General features: G+C 44.4%; 9 protein-coding genes. All 9 read right to left on the bottom strand.

Going from position 1 to position 17,558, the window contains the following annotated elements:
• Positions 1 to 29: 29 nt before the first annotated feature.
• The 9 genes from nifJ to ACESPQ_RS05835 all read right to left on the bottom strand — a co-directional run bounded on the left by nifJ (position 30) and on the right by ACESPQ_RS05835 (position 17,550).
• A complete protein-coding gene (gene nifJ / locus ACESPQ_RS05875) occupies positions 30 to 3,536 on the bottom strand; it encodes a pyruvate:ferredoxin (flavodoxin) oxidoreductase (protein WP_373144070.1) in 3,507 nt (1,168 codons plus the stop codon).
• A gap of 208 nt (positions 3,537 to 3,744) precedes the next feature.
• Complete coding sequence (locus ACESPQ_RS05870) at positions 3,745 to 11,034, bottom strand: MSCRAMM family protein (RefSeq protein WP_373144069.1); 7,290 nt, start codon at positions 11,032 to 11,034, stop codon at positions 3,745 to 3,747.
• A 92-nt stretch (positions 11,035 to 11,126) separates the two neighbouring features.
• Positions 11,127 to 11,261, bottom strand: a complete 135-nt coding sequence (locus tag ACESPQ_RS05865) for a hypothetical protein (RefSeq protein WP_002608269.1) — start codon at positions 11,259 to 11,261, stop codon at positions 11,127 to 11,129.
• A gap of 32 nt (positions 11,262 to 11,293) precedes the next feature.
• The gene (locus ACESPQ_RS05860; protein ID WP_002608268.1) at positions 11,294 to 12,100 is read right to left on the bottom strand and encodes a hypothetical protein; all 807 of its coding nucleotides are present in this window, start codon (positions 12,098 to 12,100) and stop codon (positions 11,294 to 11,296) included.
• 242 nt (positions 12,101 to 12,342) lie between these two features.
• On the bottom strand, positions 12,343 to 12,924 hold the full coding sequence (locus ACESPQ_RS05855; RefSeq protein WP_257377183.1) for a PD-(D/E)XK nuclease domain-containing protein: 582 nt from the start codon (positions 12,922 to 12,924) through the stop codon (positions 12,343 to 12,345).
• Positions 12,888 to 13,547 (bottom strand): AAA family ATPase, encoded by a 660-nt coding sequence (locus ACESPQ_RS05850; RefSeq protein WP_109770414.1) that lies wholly within the window; start codon positions 13,545 to 13,547, stop codon positions 12,888 to 12,890. The genes ACESPQ_RS05855 and ACESPQ_RS05850 overlap by 37 nt, the downstream gene beginning before the upstream one ends.
• A complete protein-coding gene (locus tag ACESPQ_RS05845; protein WP_257270866.1) occupies positions 13,499 to 13,807 on the bottom strand; it encodes a hypothetical protein in 309 nt (102 codons plus the stop codon). The genes ACESPQ_RS05850 and ACESPQ_RS05845 overlap by 49 nt, the downstream gene beginning before the upstream one ends.
• Before the next feature lie 543 nt (positions 13,808 to 14,350).
• A complete protein-coding gene (locus ACESPQ_RS05840) occupies positions 14,351 to 16,216 on the bottom strand; it encodes a hypothetical protein (RefSeq protein ID WP_257377184.1) in 1,866 nt (621 codons plus the stop codon).
• Positions 16,217 to 16,698: 482 nt separating this feature from the next.
• The gene (locus ACESPQ_RS05835) at positions 16,699 to 17,550 is read right to left on the bottom strand and encodes an ATP-binding cassette domain-containing protein (protein ID WP_002608263.1); all 852 of its coding nucleotides are present in this window, start codon (positions 17,548 to 17,550) and stop codon (positions 16,699 to 16,701) included.
• Positions 17,551 to 17,558 lie beyond the last annotated feature (8 nt).

Here is a 17,558-nt window from a genome sequence, read left to right as displayed (position 1 = left end):
TGGACGTATCCAATCCTTTTTATGATTTCTTACATTTCTTCTTTTGCGATTGCAAGTAATCTCTTATGACGTTTCATAGCGTCCTTCTTTGTTTTCTCAAACATTTCGTACGCTGTTTCACCTTTTACCTTAGGCAGCTGGCTGTAACGAGTTTCTGTCATCATGAAGTCCAGCATCTTCTCGTAATCAGGCTCCTTGGAGTCGATTGTCAGAGGAGTTTCTTTTCTTGGGTCATAACGATACAGATCGAAGTATCCGCACTCAACAGCTTTTGCCTGTGTTCTCTGGTGGTTAGCAAGTCCGCCCTTGATACCGTGCTCAGCACATGGAGAGTAAGCCAGGATCAGAGATGGTCCATCATAGCTTTCTGCTTCCTTCAGTGCCTTCAGTGTCTGGTTTTTGTTTGCTCCCATAGAGATAGCTGCTACATATACGTGTCCGTATGCCATAGCGATCTGTCCCAGATCCTTCTTCGCAGTTGTCTTACCACCTGCAGCGAATTTTGCGATAGATGCAGCCTGACTGGATTTGGAGGACTGTCCACCTGTGTTGGAGTAAACCTCAGTATCCAGAACCAGAACATTCACGTTCAGGTTGTTTGCCAGTACGTGGTCTAATCCGCCGTAACCGATGTCATAAGCCCATCCGTCACCACCGACGATCCAGATAGATTTGGAAACCAGGTCAACGTCTGCCAGCTCTTTTACCATAGCGATATCAGATTTTGCAGCCAGTTCCTTGATTGTCGGAGCAACTTCTCTTTCCGCATCACGGTCACCGTGTACTTCCAGATATTTAGCAAATGCTTCCTTCAGAGCAGGCTCAACATTTTCCATGTTGTCTTCCATTGTCTTCAGGATTCTTGATTCCTTGTAGTTCTGAGCCAGAGCCATACCATATCCGAATTCAGCATTGTCTTCGAACAGAGAGTTCGCCCATGCAACACCTTCTCCATTGCTGTCATTTACAAACGGAGTGGAAGGAGTTGAAGAACAGTAGATCATAGAGCATCCTGTTGCATTTGCAACCAGCATGTCATGACCGAACAGCTGAGATACCAGCTTGTAGTACGGAGTTTCACCACAGCCCGGGCAAGCTCCGCTCACTTCAAAGTAAGGCATCATGAACTGGGATCCCTTAACCGTATCAGCAGGGAAGAATCCAGTCTTGTATTCCGTGTGCTTGAACAGGTAATCTGCCAGTGGTTCCTCACCAAGCTTTTCGTTGATGTCAACCATTTCCAGAGCCTTGTTACCGGCTTTACCAGGACACTCAACCGCACACAGACCACAGCCTACGCAGTTTGCAGGAGTAACCTGGATACGATATTTCAGGTTTTCAACACCCTTACCCATTGGTGTAATTGTTTCAAATGCCATTGGTGCTGCAGCTACTTCTTCCTCTGTTAACAGGAACGGACGAATCGTTGCATGCGGACATACAAAGCTACAGATACCGCACTGGATACAGTTTTCCGGGTGCCATGTAGGTACCTGTACGGCAATGGTACGTTTTTCTTCAAATGCCACGTTGTTACGGATAGAGCCATCCAGCAGGAAATCTCCTGTGAATGCGCTGACAGGCATATCATAGCCCTCCAGACCGTTGATTACTGCAACATGGTTATCGAAATATTCGTCACCAGTCAGCTTACGGCTGGAATCGAATGGAAGATCAGCCCAAGCTGCATCCACCGTGATTTCTTCGATTCCGGCTTTACCGGCATCGATTGCCTTGTAGTTCAGCTGTACAACAGCATCCCCCTTCTTGGAGTAGGATTTTTTAGCTGCTGCCTTCATCAGCTCGACTGCTGTGTCATATGGCATGATCTGCTCATTCAGTGCAAAGAATGCAGACTGCAGAATCGTATTGGTTCTACGTCCCATACCGATTTCCTGAGCGATCTTTGTTGCATTGATGATGTAGAATTTTGCGTGCTTTTTAGCAAGCTGAGCCTTCATACGGTTTGGCATGTGCTCAACGATTTCTTCCTTGGAGAAGGTAGTATTCAACAGGAAGCTTCCGCCTTCCTTGATATCTTTCGCCATGTCATATTTGAACATGTAAGCATCCAGTGAGCAGGAAATGAAGTCTGCGTTACCGATATAGTAAGTGGAACGGATTGGAGAGTTTCCAAAACGCAGGTGAGAACGGGTAACACCACCGGCTTTTTTAGAGTCATATGCAAAGTAAGCCTGTGCATACTGATCTGTATTGTCACCGATGATCTTGACAGTGGATTTGTTTGCAGAAACCGTACCGTCTGATCCCAGTCCCCAGAATAAGCAAGAAGTGTAGTCAGCTGGAACGTGGAAGTTGGAATCTGCTTCCAGGCTCAGGTTGGTAACGTCATCAACGATACCGATGGTAAAGCTGTTCTTCATTTCATCCTTCTTCAGTTCATCAAAGACAGCTTTGATGTGGTAAGGCTGTGTATCCTTGGACCCCATACCGTAACGTCCACCGATGATTTCGATGTCTTTGTCCTTCAGTGCAGACAGGATGTCAAGATACAGAGGCTCTCCCATGGATCCTGTTTCCTTTGTACGATCCAGTACAGCAATTTTCTTAACTGTTTCCGGCAGTACAGCCAGTAGGTATTTTACAGAGAACGGACGGTACAGGTGAACCTTGATCATACCAACCTTTTCTCCGGCAGCAGTCAGCGCATCGATTGTTTCTTTAGCAGCCTCTGTTACAGAGCCCATAGCAACGATTACACGTTCTGCATCACTTGCACCATAGTAAGTAAACGGTGCATATTCACGACCAGTGATTTCACTGATTTTCTTCATGTAGTCAGCAACGATGTCAGGAATTGCATCGAAGTGTTTGTTTCTTGCTTCCACACCCTGGAAGAAGATGTCGTCGTTCTCAGCACCACCGCGTGTTACCGGGTTTGTGTGAGGATTTAAAGCGTTCTTGCGGAATTTAGCAAGAGCTTCCTTGTCAACCAGTTCCTTGAATACATCTGTATCCATAACTTCGATTTTCTGAATTTCGTGAGATGTACGGAATCCATCGAAGAAGTGCATGAATGGTACGGACCCCTTGATTGCAGCCAGGTGAGCTACACCAGCCAGGTCCATAGCTTCCTGTACAGAATGGGAAGCCAGCATACATACACCGCTCTGGCGGCATGCATATATGTCTTCATGGTCACCGAAGATGTTCAGTGCTCTTGTAGCAAGTGCACGAGCTGCAACGTGGATAACGCCTGGCAGACACTCACCAACCATCTTGTAGATGTTTGGAATCATCAGCAGCAGACCCTGAGAAGCCGTGAAGGTTGTAGCCAGAGATCCTGCCTGTAAAGCACCATGTACTGCACCAGCTGCTCCACCTTCGGACTGAAGTTCAGCAACTTTTACAACACTGTCAAAAATATTCTTGCGACCCTGTGTAGCCCACTGATCAACAACCTCAGCCATTGGTGAAGATGGAGTGATCGGGTAGATCGCAGATAGTTCGGTAAATGCATACGCACAATGTGCGGCTGCAGTATTACCGTCCATTGACATAAATTTCTTAGTCATTTGTTTTCCTCCTTGCATAACTTACTTCTCTATTATAAAACTTTATCTTTGATTTTACTAGGATTTTTAAGCAATTTTTCGTTGGATTTCAAGGGAATTTTGTAATTATTTTGGGAATTGAAAAGTTTGCACCGCTTATTTTCACTACATGAAAGAAAATGTATACAAAATGAAAGAAAAGACCTGTTTTCAAGGTCTTTTCCCCTTCTTATTCAATTACAATTTTCACGGTATTTGCCGCATTGCTGCGATAAAACGCCTGTGCTTCTGTATTGATTATTGTCACTTCATTCCTTGTATCGCTGATGATTTCCAGTATGCCCTGTGTCGTTTCCGCTTCATTGTTGATAAGAAAGCTGACGCTTCCATTTCCACTGGTTTCCTGAATCTGATAAGTCTCATACGGCAGATTTTCCAGCAGCGCCGTAAAATCATTGTCCTTATCCAGCGTCACAAAACGGTTGAAGGAATCGGAGGACACCTGCATGACATAGGACTGGGAATCCGCCGGACGCTGCAATTCCCCCTGTGCGTTGCGAACCCGCTTGGTCAGCTCCATAGAACCGTTCTGTACACCACTGGTACGGTTGATAATACCAACCACTACGGTTGTTCCCGGCAGTACGGTAAATTTCGCCTCATCCACAAGCTCCGGCGAATTGATCAGATACTGTACCGGATAAGAGGAATCCAGCTCCTGCACCTCATAGGCACCGCTTGGATACGTTGTCAGTGACTGATGCCAGCTGTTATCCACATTCAGGTCATACACCTGATCGATTCCTTCCCCACGAATGCGGAATCTAAACGTATCCGGAGCACTTGGCGGCAGATAGTTGCCGTCATCGTCCAGCATATACTTGAATACTTCAATCGTACTGCGGTTGACAATCAGCTCATTGATAACCTCCACAACATTGCTGACAGCATCCCCCATGGTGATGGTAGCACTATCGGTTTCCGCTCCCCCGTTTACCCGATAGGTTGTGATGAACTGATCATTATTGATTTCCCGGATGCTGTAGGTCCCCTTCGGCAGATCGTTGACCACATAGGTGAAGGAATTACCGAAGTTCAATTCCACACGGCGCATCGTCGTCATATTATAGATTTCCACAACATACTGGTCGCCATCCGCCGGGCGGATCAGCGTACCGTTTGCCTGCTTAATGAATTTCGTGATTTCCAGCTTTCCATAGCTGCTGCGCTGGGCGTTGATGATGCTGACATTGTGCGCATCACGGTCGACCTCCACCGTAGCAGTGGAGCTTTCCTGCGCATCATCTACAATATACGTCACCTCATAGCCGCCCGGATTCTGTTCAGAAATCTGATAGGTTCCCGCTGCCAGATCACGCAGTGTGGTCTTCCAGCTGTTGCTTTTCTGCAGAACGACGCTTGTCTGCATTCCCGCACCGCTTACCGCAACAACAAAGCGCTGGGTATCATTCGGCAAAACGAGCTGTCCGCTGGCGTTGCGGATAAGCTTTGAGAGCGTGATGGAGCCACCGCTTCCCCCAGCTGCATCAATCATTGCCACCTCATTGGAATTTTTCTCAACATGCACGATGCCGTTTGCGACCTCGCTGCCGCCGTTGATAATATATGTGACCTGATCATCACTGTCCACTTCATCGATCACATACCAGCCATCCATCAGATCCTTGACAAGGATGCTCCAGTGATTGGCTGCATTCAGGGTAAACACCTCATTGTAGCCCGGCTTGGATACATGTACCCGGGTCACAAAATCCTGTGCCGGCTGTTCCAGCTTGCCATTTACCCGCATGAACTTCTCGATGCGGATACTGCCGAAGACTTCCTTCACCGTATTGATAATCTGCACGGTACTGACGTTGCCCTCCACATTGACAATAGCGCTGTTAACCTCACTTGCACCGTTGACAATGTAGCTCACATCATAGCGGTCATCGACCTCATCCACGACGTACACGCCATCCTCCAGAGCATCTACCAGCAGCGACCAGTTGTTTTCACGATTCAATGTAAAGACCTCATTGTACCCCGGTCGTGAGATATGAATGGTGGAAACAAAATCCTCATCCGGACGCACCAGATTCTGATTGCGGCGCATATATTTATCCAGCTGTATACTGCCCCTGCCGGATACCTGCGGTGTATCGATAATCTGAACGGTATTGCTGGTACCTGCCACATGGATGATACCGCGGTCCACTTCATCCCCCCCGTTGATGATGAAGCTGACAGCATCCATCGTCGTCGTTTCGCTGATGACATAATCCCCTGCTGCCAAATCCGAAAGCACGCGCATCCAGCGGTTGGAGGCATCCAGTGTGATCAGCTCATTATAGGAAGGCCCGGATACCAGGAAGACATAGGACGCATCCTTTTGCGGGCGCATCAGCATACCATCCTGACGAATATATTTGGCCATGGTGATGCTGCCGCTTTCCGCTACCTGCTCCCGATTGATGACCTGTACCTGATGCGCAGTGCCATTCACTGCCACAATGGCGCGATCCACCTGAGAACCGCCGTCGATAATATAGCTGACATCCTCATGATCCAGCTCATCGATGACATAGGTTGCGCTTGGTAACGGTCCAATCGTCTCCGTGAAGCTGTTTCTGGAGGATAATGTGAAGATTTCGTTATAGCCTGGTGAGGAAACATGGATGCGATAGCTGCCTGATTGCGGCTTGCTCAGCAGTCCCTGTGCATCCTCTACATATTTGCTCAATGTGATGCTGCCGGTGTTTCCTGTCCCCTGCGGATTGATGATATTCACCGTATTGGCATTCTGCATGACATGAACGATTCCCCTTGCAAGCGGTGCCGCATTATTGACGACATAGCGAACACCCTCCTGTCCACTCTCTTCGATAATTTCATACCAGCCGTCCTTTAAATTGCGCAGGCTGGCATAGAAGTGATTTGCGTAATTCAGAAGAACTCTGCTTGTTTCCTCTTCTCCCTTGATGCGTACCCAGAAGCTGTCCTGCTCGGATGGATAGCGGTAACACCCCTCAGTGTCACGAATGAGCTTGCACAGCTCAATGCTTCCCTCATGCGGCTGCTTCTCCTCATTGATTACCTTGACATCCACGTTTTCCGCTTCCACATTGATGACAGCACTCTCTACTTCCTTACCCCCGTTGATGATATAGCTGACATCATGCGTTGTATTCAGCTCACGCAGCTCATATACCCCCATCGGAAGATGCTCCAGCGTTTCCTTCCAGCGGTTGCAGGAGTTTAGCGTAATAATCTGATGGAACGCTTCTCCCCTGACGTCCACCTCAAACTCCTCTTCCTGCTGCGGTTTCTTCAGACAGCCGCAGGATGCATCGCGCATGTACTTGGAAAGCGTGATGCTTCCCAATGCACATTTCATTACATTGACAGACTGTACATGCACATCACTGCATAACACAATTGTACCATCGCACTCGCGTGCATCATCCACCAGATAATACAGCTCCTTGAATTGCGGATCCTCCTTCTGAATGACCTGATATTCCGCCTGCGGAAGCTCCACCGCCTGATGCCAGTGATTGCGCTCATTCAGCACGAAGGTCTTATCCATATGCTTCCCCTTGACCTGCATATGGAACACCATGTCCTTTGACGGCGCTGTAAGATCATCCTCACAATTCTTGACGACTGCCTCCAGATGCAGCTTCGCCATAGCCTCGCTTGCATTCAGCACGGTAATGTTTACAGCTTCATCCCTGACCTCAAAGTATCCGCTATCCTTCGGACACTCATCATTGATCTGATAACGGACCTCATGATTCCCCAGCTCACGGATTTCATAGGCGCCGTTTGGCTGCCTGCAAAAGGTCGCTGTCCAGTCATTGCTTCTGTCCAGAACACATTCCTGTTTTTCCTTATCATGCAGGAGCTGGATACGGAAGGTGTCGTTTCGTTCCGGCTTAAAGCGTTCTTTGAATCCGTTTTCCATGCATTTGGTAACGGTGATGTCGGCGCGGCGCGGCTGCTTGATCACAGCACAGACGCTTACACATTCCCCGTTTAACTCAATGCAGACAACATCCTCGAATACACACTCCTCAATTTCAAAGCGAACCGCACCGGCATCAAGCACACGCAGTGTATAAGAGCCCGGCTGCAGATTCTTTAATTCATCGCAGAAGCTATTGCGGCTGTTCAGGCAGAGTGTTTCCTTGCAATGCTCGCTGACGATTTCCACACGTACCTCTTCGCCCGGACACAGATCACGGCGAACGCCGTCCTCCTCCATGAGTGCACCAACACGGATGCAGCCCTTTGGACACGGTGTATTTACCATGGTGATGCAGACATCCTCATCACACACATCCACGACGGCAGACGCACACGGCAGATCATTGATCAGCCAGCTGACCTCATAGCCCTCGCATGGAACCTCACGTACCTCATAATGTCCCTGCGGCAAATCATACAGGCGGACACAGAAATCATTTTCGCTGTTCAGCTCGATTTTCTGTGTGCACATATCGCTTTCCACGATGGCACAGAAGGACTCACCATAGGATGGCATGACCAGGTTACCGTCTGCATCCGCGATACGCTTCTCCAGCAGCATACAGCCGCAGCGCTCCTCTTCGTTGATGATCGTAACATGCATGCTTTCTCCCTCGAACAGGAAGTAGCAGCTCTCATGCAATTCCCCGTTGATGTCATATACATGCTTACCGCCGCCCAGCTCACGCAGCTCATAATGCTGGTTGGCCAGATTGCTCAGGCAGATGCAGAAATCATTGCCGGCATGCAGTTCATATACCTCATGACAGTTCTTGCCCTTTAGCAGCACACGGTATACGGCATCCTCATCCGGCATCACGATACGGTTTCCATCCCGTATGCGTTTTTCAATCGTTACAACGCCCTGCCGCTGTTCACTGTTGATGATGTCGATATATTCATCATCACGTCCCAGTGTAAAGCAGGCACGCTCGCAGCTTTCCCCGTTGACGCGGTAGCGGACATTCCAGTTTTCATCGACCTCACTGATTTCATAGCTTCCCTCCATCAGATCATCGAAATATACACAGAAGTCATTGCGTGCACACAGGCGGTAGGTGCGGCTGAAGCCCTGTCCCTGTAACAGGAAGCGGAATTCATCCTGCGGACACGGCATGAACAGCTCCCCATGCGCATCCTCGATATACTTGGTAACGCGGACACTTCCTGTGCAGTCGCTTTCCTGATTGACAATCAGAACCTCCACATCGCACTGTCCCAGCTCGACATTGCCGAAGCTTTCCTCGTTGCCGTCTATGACGTAGCTGACGCGATAGCCCAGATTATCCTTCTGCACAATACGATAGCGTCCCTGCGGCAGCTGATCCAGAATCACACACCAGTTGTTTTCCGCACGCAGACAGACATGCTCACTGCACTCTCTACCTTCGACCAGGATATCCAGCAGCATGCCTCTGGATGGACGCTGCATGTCCCCGTTGCAGCAGCGAACAACACCACGCAGCTTCAGCATACCGCTGTTGCGGCGGCGGTTGATGATGCTGACCTCCTGATTGGACCCATCCATATACACGATGGCATCGCATTCATCCTGCTGATTGACGATATAGGAAACATCATAATCATAGCTGTCCAGCTCGGTAATACGGTATTCTCCTGCCGCAAGACCCTCCAGCATGACACACCAGTTGTTTCCGGCCTTTAACAGATACGTTTCCTTGAAGCAGGCACTTTCCACACATACTTCAAATTCCTCATCGCGCCCCGGCTTGACCAGCTCACCGCTTCGTGTTTCTTCAAATTTACAGATTTTCAAAACACCGCAGCTGCTCTTCGCAACACTGTTGATGATGCGGATTTCATTTTCACAGCAGTCATCGACAACAAAGCGGGCATGACGGCACTCCCGTCCGCAGTTGACCTGATAGCTGACCTCATACTCACACGGTGCATCCTCACGCACCTCATAGCTGCCGAAGCGCAGATCATCGAAGCACATGCACCAGTCGTTATCCGCATTCAGCTCGAAGCAGCGTTTACAGAAGTAGGAGCTGAGGGTTACATGAAAGCACTGATGCTTCTGCGGCTTAATCAAATCACCGAATTCATTGCGCACATATTTGCAGATGCTGACCGTACCTGCATTGCGTTCCTCATTGATGACGGACACACAGAAGGCATTGTCACCATTGATGCGGATACAGGCACTAGTACTCTCTCTTCCCCCGTTGATAACATAGCTTGTCGTATAATCGGTATTACAGCTCACTTCCTCGATGATATATTCCCCATTGCATAAATTCGCGATATCCACGCAGAAGTTGTTGCTGGCATTCAGATTAAAGGTTTCATTCATACCGCAGCCGCTGACCATGACCATGAACTGCAGATCCTTCGACGGCTTGGAAACACTGCCGTCACAGCTGCGAATAAACTTGCAGATACGAAGCGGTGAGGTCATACCTTCACAAAGTCCCATATTCTGCTGTGAATTGATAATCATAACCGATGCCTGCTTACAGTCGTTCAGCTCTACATTGGCATAGCACTGCTCCTCACGGCCATTTACGATATAAACCGGATTCGCTTCCATCGGATCACTCAGCTCATTGATATCGTAATAGCCCGGCAGCAGTCCGCAAAGCATGGCACAGTAGTCATTATCCTCGCTCAGCTCAATCAGACGATCATCGCTGTCAGAGATAACGCGAACCTGATAAACCTCACCACAGCCCGGCTTGCACAGGTGTCCGTTTTCCATACGAATATACTTTTCAATCTTCAATACAGTGTCTGCACGCAGTTCATTGATCATGACGAGTTCATTTTCCTGCGGCATCAGATCAAAGCGGCCATCCGAGGTTTCTCCCTCATCATTGAATCTCCAGCGGGTCAGATACCCTGTACATCCGCTTTCCTCAACCATAGTATAGCCTGGCAGCAGGTCACAGATGGTTTCCTGAAAGTCATTGGATGCATCAAGGGTAACACACTGCTCCTGCCCATTCTGCATGACATGCAGGGTAAATGCCATGTCCCTCTGAAATTCCAGCGGGTCCCCATTCATATCTACTAATTTCTTTACGACATGCAGCTGTGTCTCACCCAGCTGCTGATTGATGATGCGGACTGTGCGGTGAGAGGTCGTACTCGTGTAGATCACTGTGGCGTAGTCCTCCTGCTGAATTTCCTCATCCACCAGATAGGTGATATCCACCTCATCCCCGTTGATCATCTGCTGTCCGCTTTCATCCGTCTGTACGATGACATGCTGTACTGCCTGGATATCGGAAATCGTGATTTTTCCAATACCGGTAGCCGGATCGATGGGTACATCATAATAACAGCATTCGTTCTGAGAGTGACAGACCTTGACATGACGCATTCTGCGTATGTCTCTGGCACTACCGTCACGCATCCTCTCTTCTATGACAATATCCATGCTCGCATTTTCTATGCACGGCTGTGCCGTTTCCAGAAGGCTGACAGGCAGCATGCGGTAAAAGACGTTCCATAAGCGTTTGCTCATCTTTATCCTCCTTCTTCATATAAGCGATTCATTTCTTATACATTCTAGTATATGAGCCCACATGGAAATTGTTCTACAAAATAAAAGAACCGTTAATTCATCAACGGTTCCAGCTGCAGGAGCACATAGGGCTGCCCCTCAATTTTGATTACATGTACACGCAGTACAGCATAGGTATTCTTCATGTGCAGTGTTACAACAAACGGGATATCATATTCATTATTCATTACAATCACCTGCTTTATCGTATGTAAAAAGCTTAAACGTGTACATCCTCATCATAGATACACACCATAAAGGTATAGTAGAATACCAGCACCAGACACATGACAACACCATAGATAACAGATACAAGAAAGGCAGGAAGAAGCTGCATATTATCAAACAGGGAAAGTCCCAGCTCCATCGCATCCATGAATGGATTGCTGCGGGTCATGATATCAACGACACCGCTGTTTACAGCAAACAGGGTTCCATATTGGAAAAAGGCATTCATGAACGAGGTATAGGCAAAAGCAATTAAAAAGATGACCAGCATACTGTAAAAGGAAGAACGGTAATGCCGAATGATCTTAACAAAGGCATCCTTTATGATGAGAAACGGATTCCGCGCCCCGTCATAAATGGCAAAGCAGGCAAATACCTGCACCGGAATATAAAACATCATCAGCACAAGCATGATTGGAGTCAGTATGGTATTGATACTGCTCATATCCGCAAGCATCAGCTGAAAGGAAAGCCAGCTGCTCCCCACCATTACGACAAACAGCAGGGTCTGCACCCCAATGAGAGGAAACATATAGTCCTTCATCGTAAGCGTACGTATATCTTCCCGCTTGGTACGGATAAACTGAAACATGACAATCAGATATACATAGGCAGCCACAACAACGATCAGATAGAGAAACAGGTAGGATACCAGCATACTGCCTGCCCGGCTGACAACCGAAATTCCCATACTGTAAATCGAGCAGTACAGAATGCTGAGCAGCATCAGCATAATCAGCAGACTGGCAATGCGTTCTCTTATATTGGTAAATGAAAGAAAGTCTTTCCAAGTTTTCATAATATCACCTCAGGTATAGGTTATTCTACCATATTTCATGTAAAATGGGAAATGCTAAAAAGGATAAGATTGGAACTGTGCAGGCGGTGCTCAGATATGAATAGTTTCCATAGACGATGTTTGATTGCTGATTCTTATCTTTAGTGCCTAAGATTTCCTTAATATGTAAAAATCCTCCTGCAAGCCGCACAGGAAGACTTCAGTAAACAGGATATGCATGTATATACTGTATTTTATTGATATCACGCATGAACGTACATCTCAACCTGCTTTCCCCGATGCGCAAGTCCTACTTTAATAACATTTTGCATATCGTGATCATATTTCTTGTCTATGATTTGATCACATGCAAGCTTCGCCAATTTTGTAAGGTCAATATTTTCGTCCTTTGTATATTTCAATTCAAACAACAGTGAGGGTTCTCCACTGGTTTTGTTGCTTAACAAAATGTCATACCTACCTTCACCATGCTCCCGATTGCTCGAAATTTCATAAGCATTTTCCAACCGCATAAGAAGACCTAATAGAAGCGTCTGGTAAGAATTCTCATTGATTAAATCAAAATAACTTATAGTATCCATCAGAATTTTACGATATCCGCGCAAAAACCCTTTCCAGTCTTTTTGAAGGAGTTTATCTGTTAAAACATCGATACTATTCTCATCTACATGAAGATAATGTGCTGTGATTGCACTAAATTCACTCATGATTTCTTTATTAGGAATTCTTAATTCATATCTTCCGAGTAATGAATCAAGCGTATCCTGTACGGTTAGATATCCGGCATTCAGGCACTGCCCGCCTGAGGCGCAAACAGCCCCCATAAACTGCTTGTTTCCTTTAGCTCATAAAAAGATGTTTCGAAATTTACAAGTGTTCTAACTGTTCCGATCCTTATTAATTCTTCATATCCCTCTTTAAATGAAGCATCACAATCTTTCATTGCCACTTTTATCATTTTATTAGAACTGGTATTCACCCAGTAAGGCATCAATACTTTACGTTCCGCGTAATTGATAATGGACCAAGGATTAAAAATGTCTACGCCTCCCATATTATAACCGTCATATAATGCGCGTTCTTCATCCGTATACTTCAAATCATAATATGCTAACAAGTCTTTTACCTCATTCTTTGTAAATCCAAAGTATTCTGCATATTCTTTATCCTTTACTGTACATACAAGCAGATTATTTAAATCAGAAAAAAGGCCTCTGCCCGCCTTACGCGTATTCTCTTTCGCAACGCGCTGTATGCCTGTCAATATAGCAAATTGTAAATCATCACTCGTTTTCAAAGCCGTATGCAGGAGTGCTGATAAGGCACCGCTCACTTCTTTATAAAATCCCTGTGTATGGGCTTCAATAAACGGTGTGTCACGCCTTGGGCGGGCAGCACCTATTCGTCTATAAACAACATAACGCGTTTTTTGTAATATTGATGACATTTTTTCATTAAAAAGCTGATTGCATGGTCAACTAGCTCCAAGTTTTCGTCTTCAAGATCAGATAATCCCCGTAAAATCAAATCAAATTTAGGCTTTTCAAACATACTGAGTTTTTCTAAAACACATGCATATTCATCATAAACATTTAATAATTGCTCCTTTATAGATTTTACTATCCTCCTCTTAGATTCTTTTGCATCCGCAAAAGATAAAAATATTGTTGGATACGTATTTATATAGGAAGCATACTCTGTTCTCATATTGCTGAAGCGTCAAAAATGCTAGCTGAATTCTTGGTAACATCGAAAAAATCTGAAAGCATGCCATGGGTGGGCAGTGCCTGCTTTTATCAACTGTGTAATAATCTTCAACCCGTAATTTCTGATAACCGTTAACTCCTATTGGTATGGCTTTTTTCAAAATATCACCGCCTTCTATATATATTATACCTTAATTTCATAATTCAGACATACGAATTGAGAAAAAGGATACATAAATCAACGTACTGCGAAAGCTTTTTAGTTTTGCTCTTTTCAATGTATCACTAGATATCTGTATCATAGCATGAATTCATCGCTTTATGGCGAAAAATCAATAAATTGTGGATTTAAATGCACGATAATCAAGTTTTTTCTACACCACAGTTAATCAAAGCATTCTGGAAAATCAATCTTCTATTATAAAATTTCTTACGTAAAAAAATCCTCCTGCCGATATTGCAGGAAGAATTTTTTATTGCATTTTATGTACCTTTCAAAAACAAGCCTGTGCAGGAAATCCATATGGATGAATATTGCTCGATATTAAAGCTTCCTTTTTGAATGTATCAATGAAAATCGCCTCACAGATGAGCCCGCTAGAAATAGTATAATCACCAAATACTTAATGAAATTGAAATTATGATATAGAAAGAGATTTCCCTGAACCAAGTCAAAGACAGTGACATACAAGATAAAATCAGCACCGTTATAATAAAGAATCATTGGAAACAATAATATAAATAAACTCAAAAAGCAGCTAACAAGAGGATTTTCACACTTTTTAGATATTAGGGCTACGATACAGCCACTGAGCACTACACCCGAGCACCGGATGAAATACAGCAAACAAGCATACTGCAAACATGAAATTTCAAGCGGTAATGAAGATGCAATACTCCAATCATCAGGTACTACAGCTTGTAATGGGGCATCCCATTGAAACATCGGATATAGTTGATGAAATGCAAGTGCGTCACTAAGATTGTAAAATAAATACATGAATACCGACACCATTAGTACAACTATGAATTTAGCTCTATTCCTCGACCTTCTGCCTTTTTTTGTAGTCTCATACAGTATATACTCCTTTTTCTGCTGATCAAATGTATAGATTCCATGTAAAGCAAATATAAGGGAGGCAATCAGCAGAATACTCATTTGAATATCCCGCTCTTGTGTATTCATAGCAAAAATAGCCTGATATCCCTTTTTATAAACGAGTACCTCACCATCCTGATAATCCTTATAAAAAATCTTGAACGCCGCTTTGTCTTTTATTTGATCCATACTCTTTTTTAATAAAGCCTGGTAATTTGCTTCCGATGCCGCCATTCCCCTATCTTTCTCTGCAGCTAGCTTTTCCAGTTCTGTTTCCTGCTCCTCATACAGCTTATATTGTTTTTCAATTTTACGCTTCTTAACAGGATTCAGTACACCGCCATATTCTTTATATAGTTCTATCACCTTATCCTCAATGACAGAGTCCTGTCGCTGACTGGCAATTGTATAACTATAATTCCCCTGATAAACACACAGCAGGACACATATGATAAAGAATTTATTATTAACAATGATTTTTTGAATTTCATGTATCAACAGACTGGTATGCTGTACAAACGCAATCGAATGAGCATTCCATTTGGGGATCCTGACCTTTTTATGTAAAAACAGGAATAACGCTGTAAAAAGTAACATACATATGATGATACATATACATAGGAGTTCAGCTAATGATATTGTAATAGAACGAAATGTAAATACTATATAATCCTGATAAAACGTATGTGTATTACTGATTTCATATAAATTGAGGTAATGAAAGATACGCAGTATAGAGTTGACTGAAATAATCTGGAAAAGCAGATAAGAGAGGGCCAGCAATGCACTCATTAAAAGAATAGAGAATTTCTGAAAGCATTGATACAAACATGCAAATATCATAGCTAAAGTAAATCCTGTAATGATTTTTATGGCAAATGTTATACCATACCACATACCTACATTTCCTTGAAATGCGCTTGTATACAGAGAAGGTATGCTTTGAATGGATGCTTCCCAATTTATGCCGCCATACAATCCCTGCAGGAGAAGCAGATATCCCCCTTCAATTAGGATCGTAAGCAAAATACCTGTAATGAAGATAACAATGCATTTAGAAAAGCGTGATGCGACCCTTCCATATTTCGTAGTTGTTATCAAGGATGTCATATCTGCACTTTCATCGCTCTGTAATACGATAATCGCTATAAATAACCAGGCAAAACAAATCATGATAGAGACAGAGCTTGTCACATAACGTTCAAAAACAAGGAAGCCTTCGTCACTGAAGCTTGTATTACGAAGCCTTTCGTAGGTACTTTTTGTGAATTCCAACTGTTGTAGCTTTTCATCCGATATCGTAATATGCATGGGATTATTTTTGAGAAAATCCGTTTTCTTCAGAATACCATCCAGATATGTTTGATACTCTGTTATACGATTGTAATAGGTATGGAGATACTGGTATATCTGTAAATGAGCATTCAAATCCGTATAGATATCCGTTTGCAGTAATTTTTGATATTCTGATAGAAAATCTGCATCAGCCTTCTGTGCTTCCGTATCATCCTGAAAGGCCTCCGTTAAATGAAGCTGCTCTTCATATTGCTTCACTTGTGTGAAGAATGTATGCTTTTTTTCTATCCATGCTTTTTTATCCTGCAGATTTTTGCCATTTAATTGTTTATTTATGCTGAAATAAACATCTTTATATTTCGCCATTACATCATTGCTCTGTAATTGTTCCATATACAGAAAGGTGAATGTCGCAAAAAGAAGAAGAAGGATGGCAACGATCAGATTGCGCTTTGATGTAAGCTTCCTTATCTCATATCGTATAAGCTGCATATAAATTATCCCATATAATACAGATAAGCATCTTCAAGTGAGGGGAGAACAGAGCTTTCACCGACTTCATCAACTATATAGCGTACATGAAATACAGTATCCAAACGCAATGACCTTGTAATTTTATGTGTTCTCTGAAATTCCTCCCATACATCTTCAGCAATCAATGTTTCCTGTACCCTACCCTTTAAGCGTTCAATCAACTCCGTTATACTACCTTCGAATAACAGATTCCCTTCCTTTATGAATAAAATTTCTTTTGCAATCGTCTCAATATCCTGCATAACATGCGTTGCTATTAAAACTATCTTATCTTTTGCAATCGTAGAAATATAATTACGCAACCGTATTCTCTCCAATGGATCCAAGCCTGCCGTCGGTTCATCGAGGACCAGTACCTTTGGATCATTTAATAACGCCTGCAGGAAAAATAACCGTTGCTTCATCCCTCCGGAGTAGGCCTTAATTTTCCGGTTCAGATAAGTATCAAGGTTAAGTATACTGCTTAATGCCTTTATCTTTTGTTCCGCTTCCTCTTTCTTTATTCCTTTTAGTGCTGCCATATAATACAAAAACTGCTTCGCAGTAAAATCGCCGTATCCCGTTGTTATTTGCGGCATATAGCCAAGAATATTGCGATAGGTAGAGCCCATCTTTTTTATTTCATCTCCACAATAAGAAATTGTACCTTCATATTGCGTTAAATTCGTTGTAATCATTTGTAATAGCGTACTTTTCCCTGCGCCATTCGGTCCAATAATACCATAAACCCCCGGTTGCAGCACAAAGCTCATATCACGTACGGCTACCGTTTTCCCATAATTCTTCGTCACCTTTTGAACATTTAACGATAACATGAGGCACC

Origin of the sequence: Clostridium sp. HGF2 (genome assembly GCF_964240115.1) — a bacterium.
GTDB lineage: Bacteria > Bacillota_I > Bacilli_A > Erysipelotrichales > Erysipelotrichaceae > Clostridium_AQ > Clostridium_AQ innocuum.
This window is presented reverse-complemented; position numbering and strand designations above follow the sequence as displayed.

Coding starts and splice junctions, on each gene's coding strand:
- ACESPQ_RS05870 (WP_373144069.1), bottom strand. CDS start 11,034: ATGAGCAAACGCTTATGGAACGTCTTTTACCGCATGCTGCCTGTCAGC.
- nifJ (WP_373144070.1), bottom strand. CDS start 3,536: ATGACTAAGAAATTTATGTCAATGGACGGTAATACTGCAGCCGCACAT.
- ACESPQ_RS05845 (WP_257270866.1), bottom strand. CDS start 13,807: ATGAGAACAGAGTATGCTTCCTATATAAATACGTATCCAACAATATTT.
- ACESPQ_RS05860 (WP_002608268.1), bottom strand. CDS start 12,100: ATGAAAACTTGGAAAGACTTTCTTTCATTTACCAATATAAGAGAACGC.
- ACESPQ_RS05835 (WP_002608263.1), bottom strand. CDS start 17,550: ATGTTATCGTTAAATGTTCAAAAGGTGACGAAGAATTATGGGAAAACG.
- ACESPQ_RS05855 (WP_257377183.1), bottom strand. CDS start 12,924: ATGGGGGCTGTTTGCGCCTCAGGCGGGCAGTGCCTGAATGCCGGATAT.
- ACESPQ_RS05850 (WP_109770414.1), bottom strand. CDS start 13,547: ATGTCATCAATATTACAAAAAACGCGTTATGTTGTTTATAGACGAATA.
- ACESPQ_RS05840 (WP_257377184.1), bottom strand. CDS start 16,216: ATGCATATTACGATATCGGATGAAAAGCTACAACAGTTGGAATTCACA.
- ACESPQ_RS05865 (WP_002608269.1), bottom strand. CDS start 11,261: ATGAATAATGAATATGATATCCCGTTTGTTGTAACACTGCACATGAAG.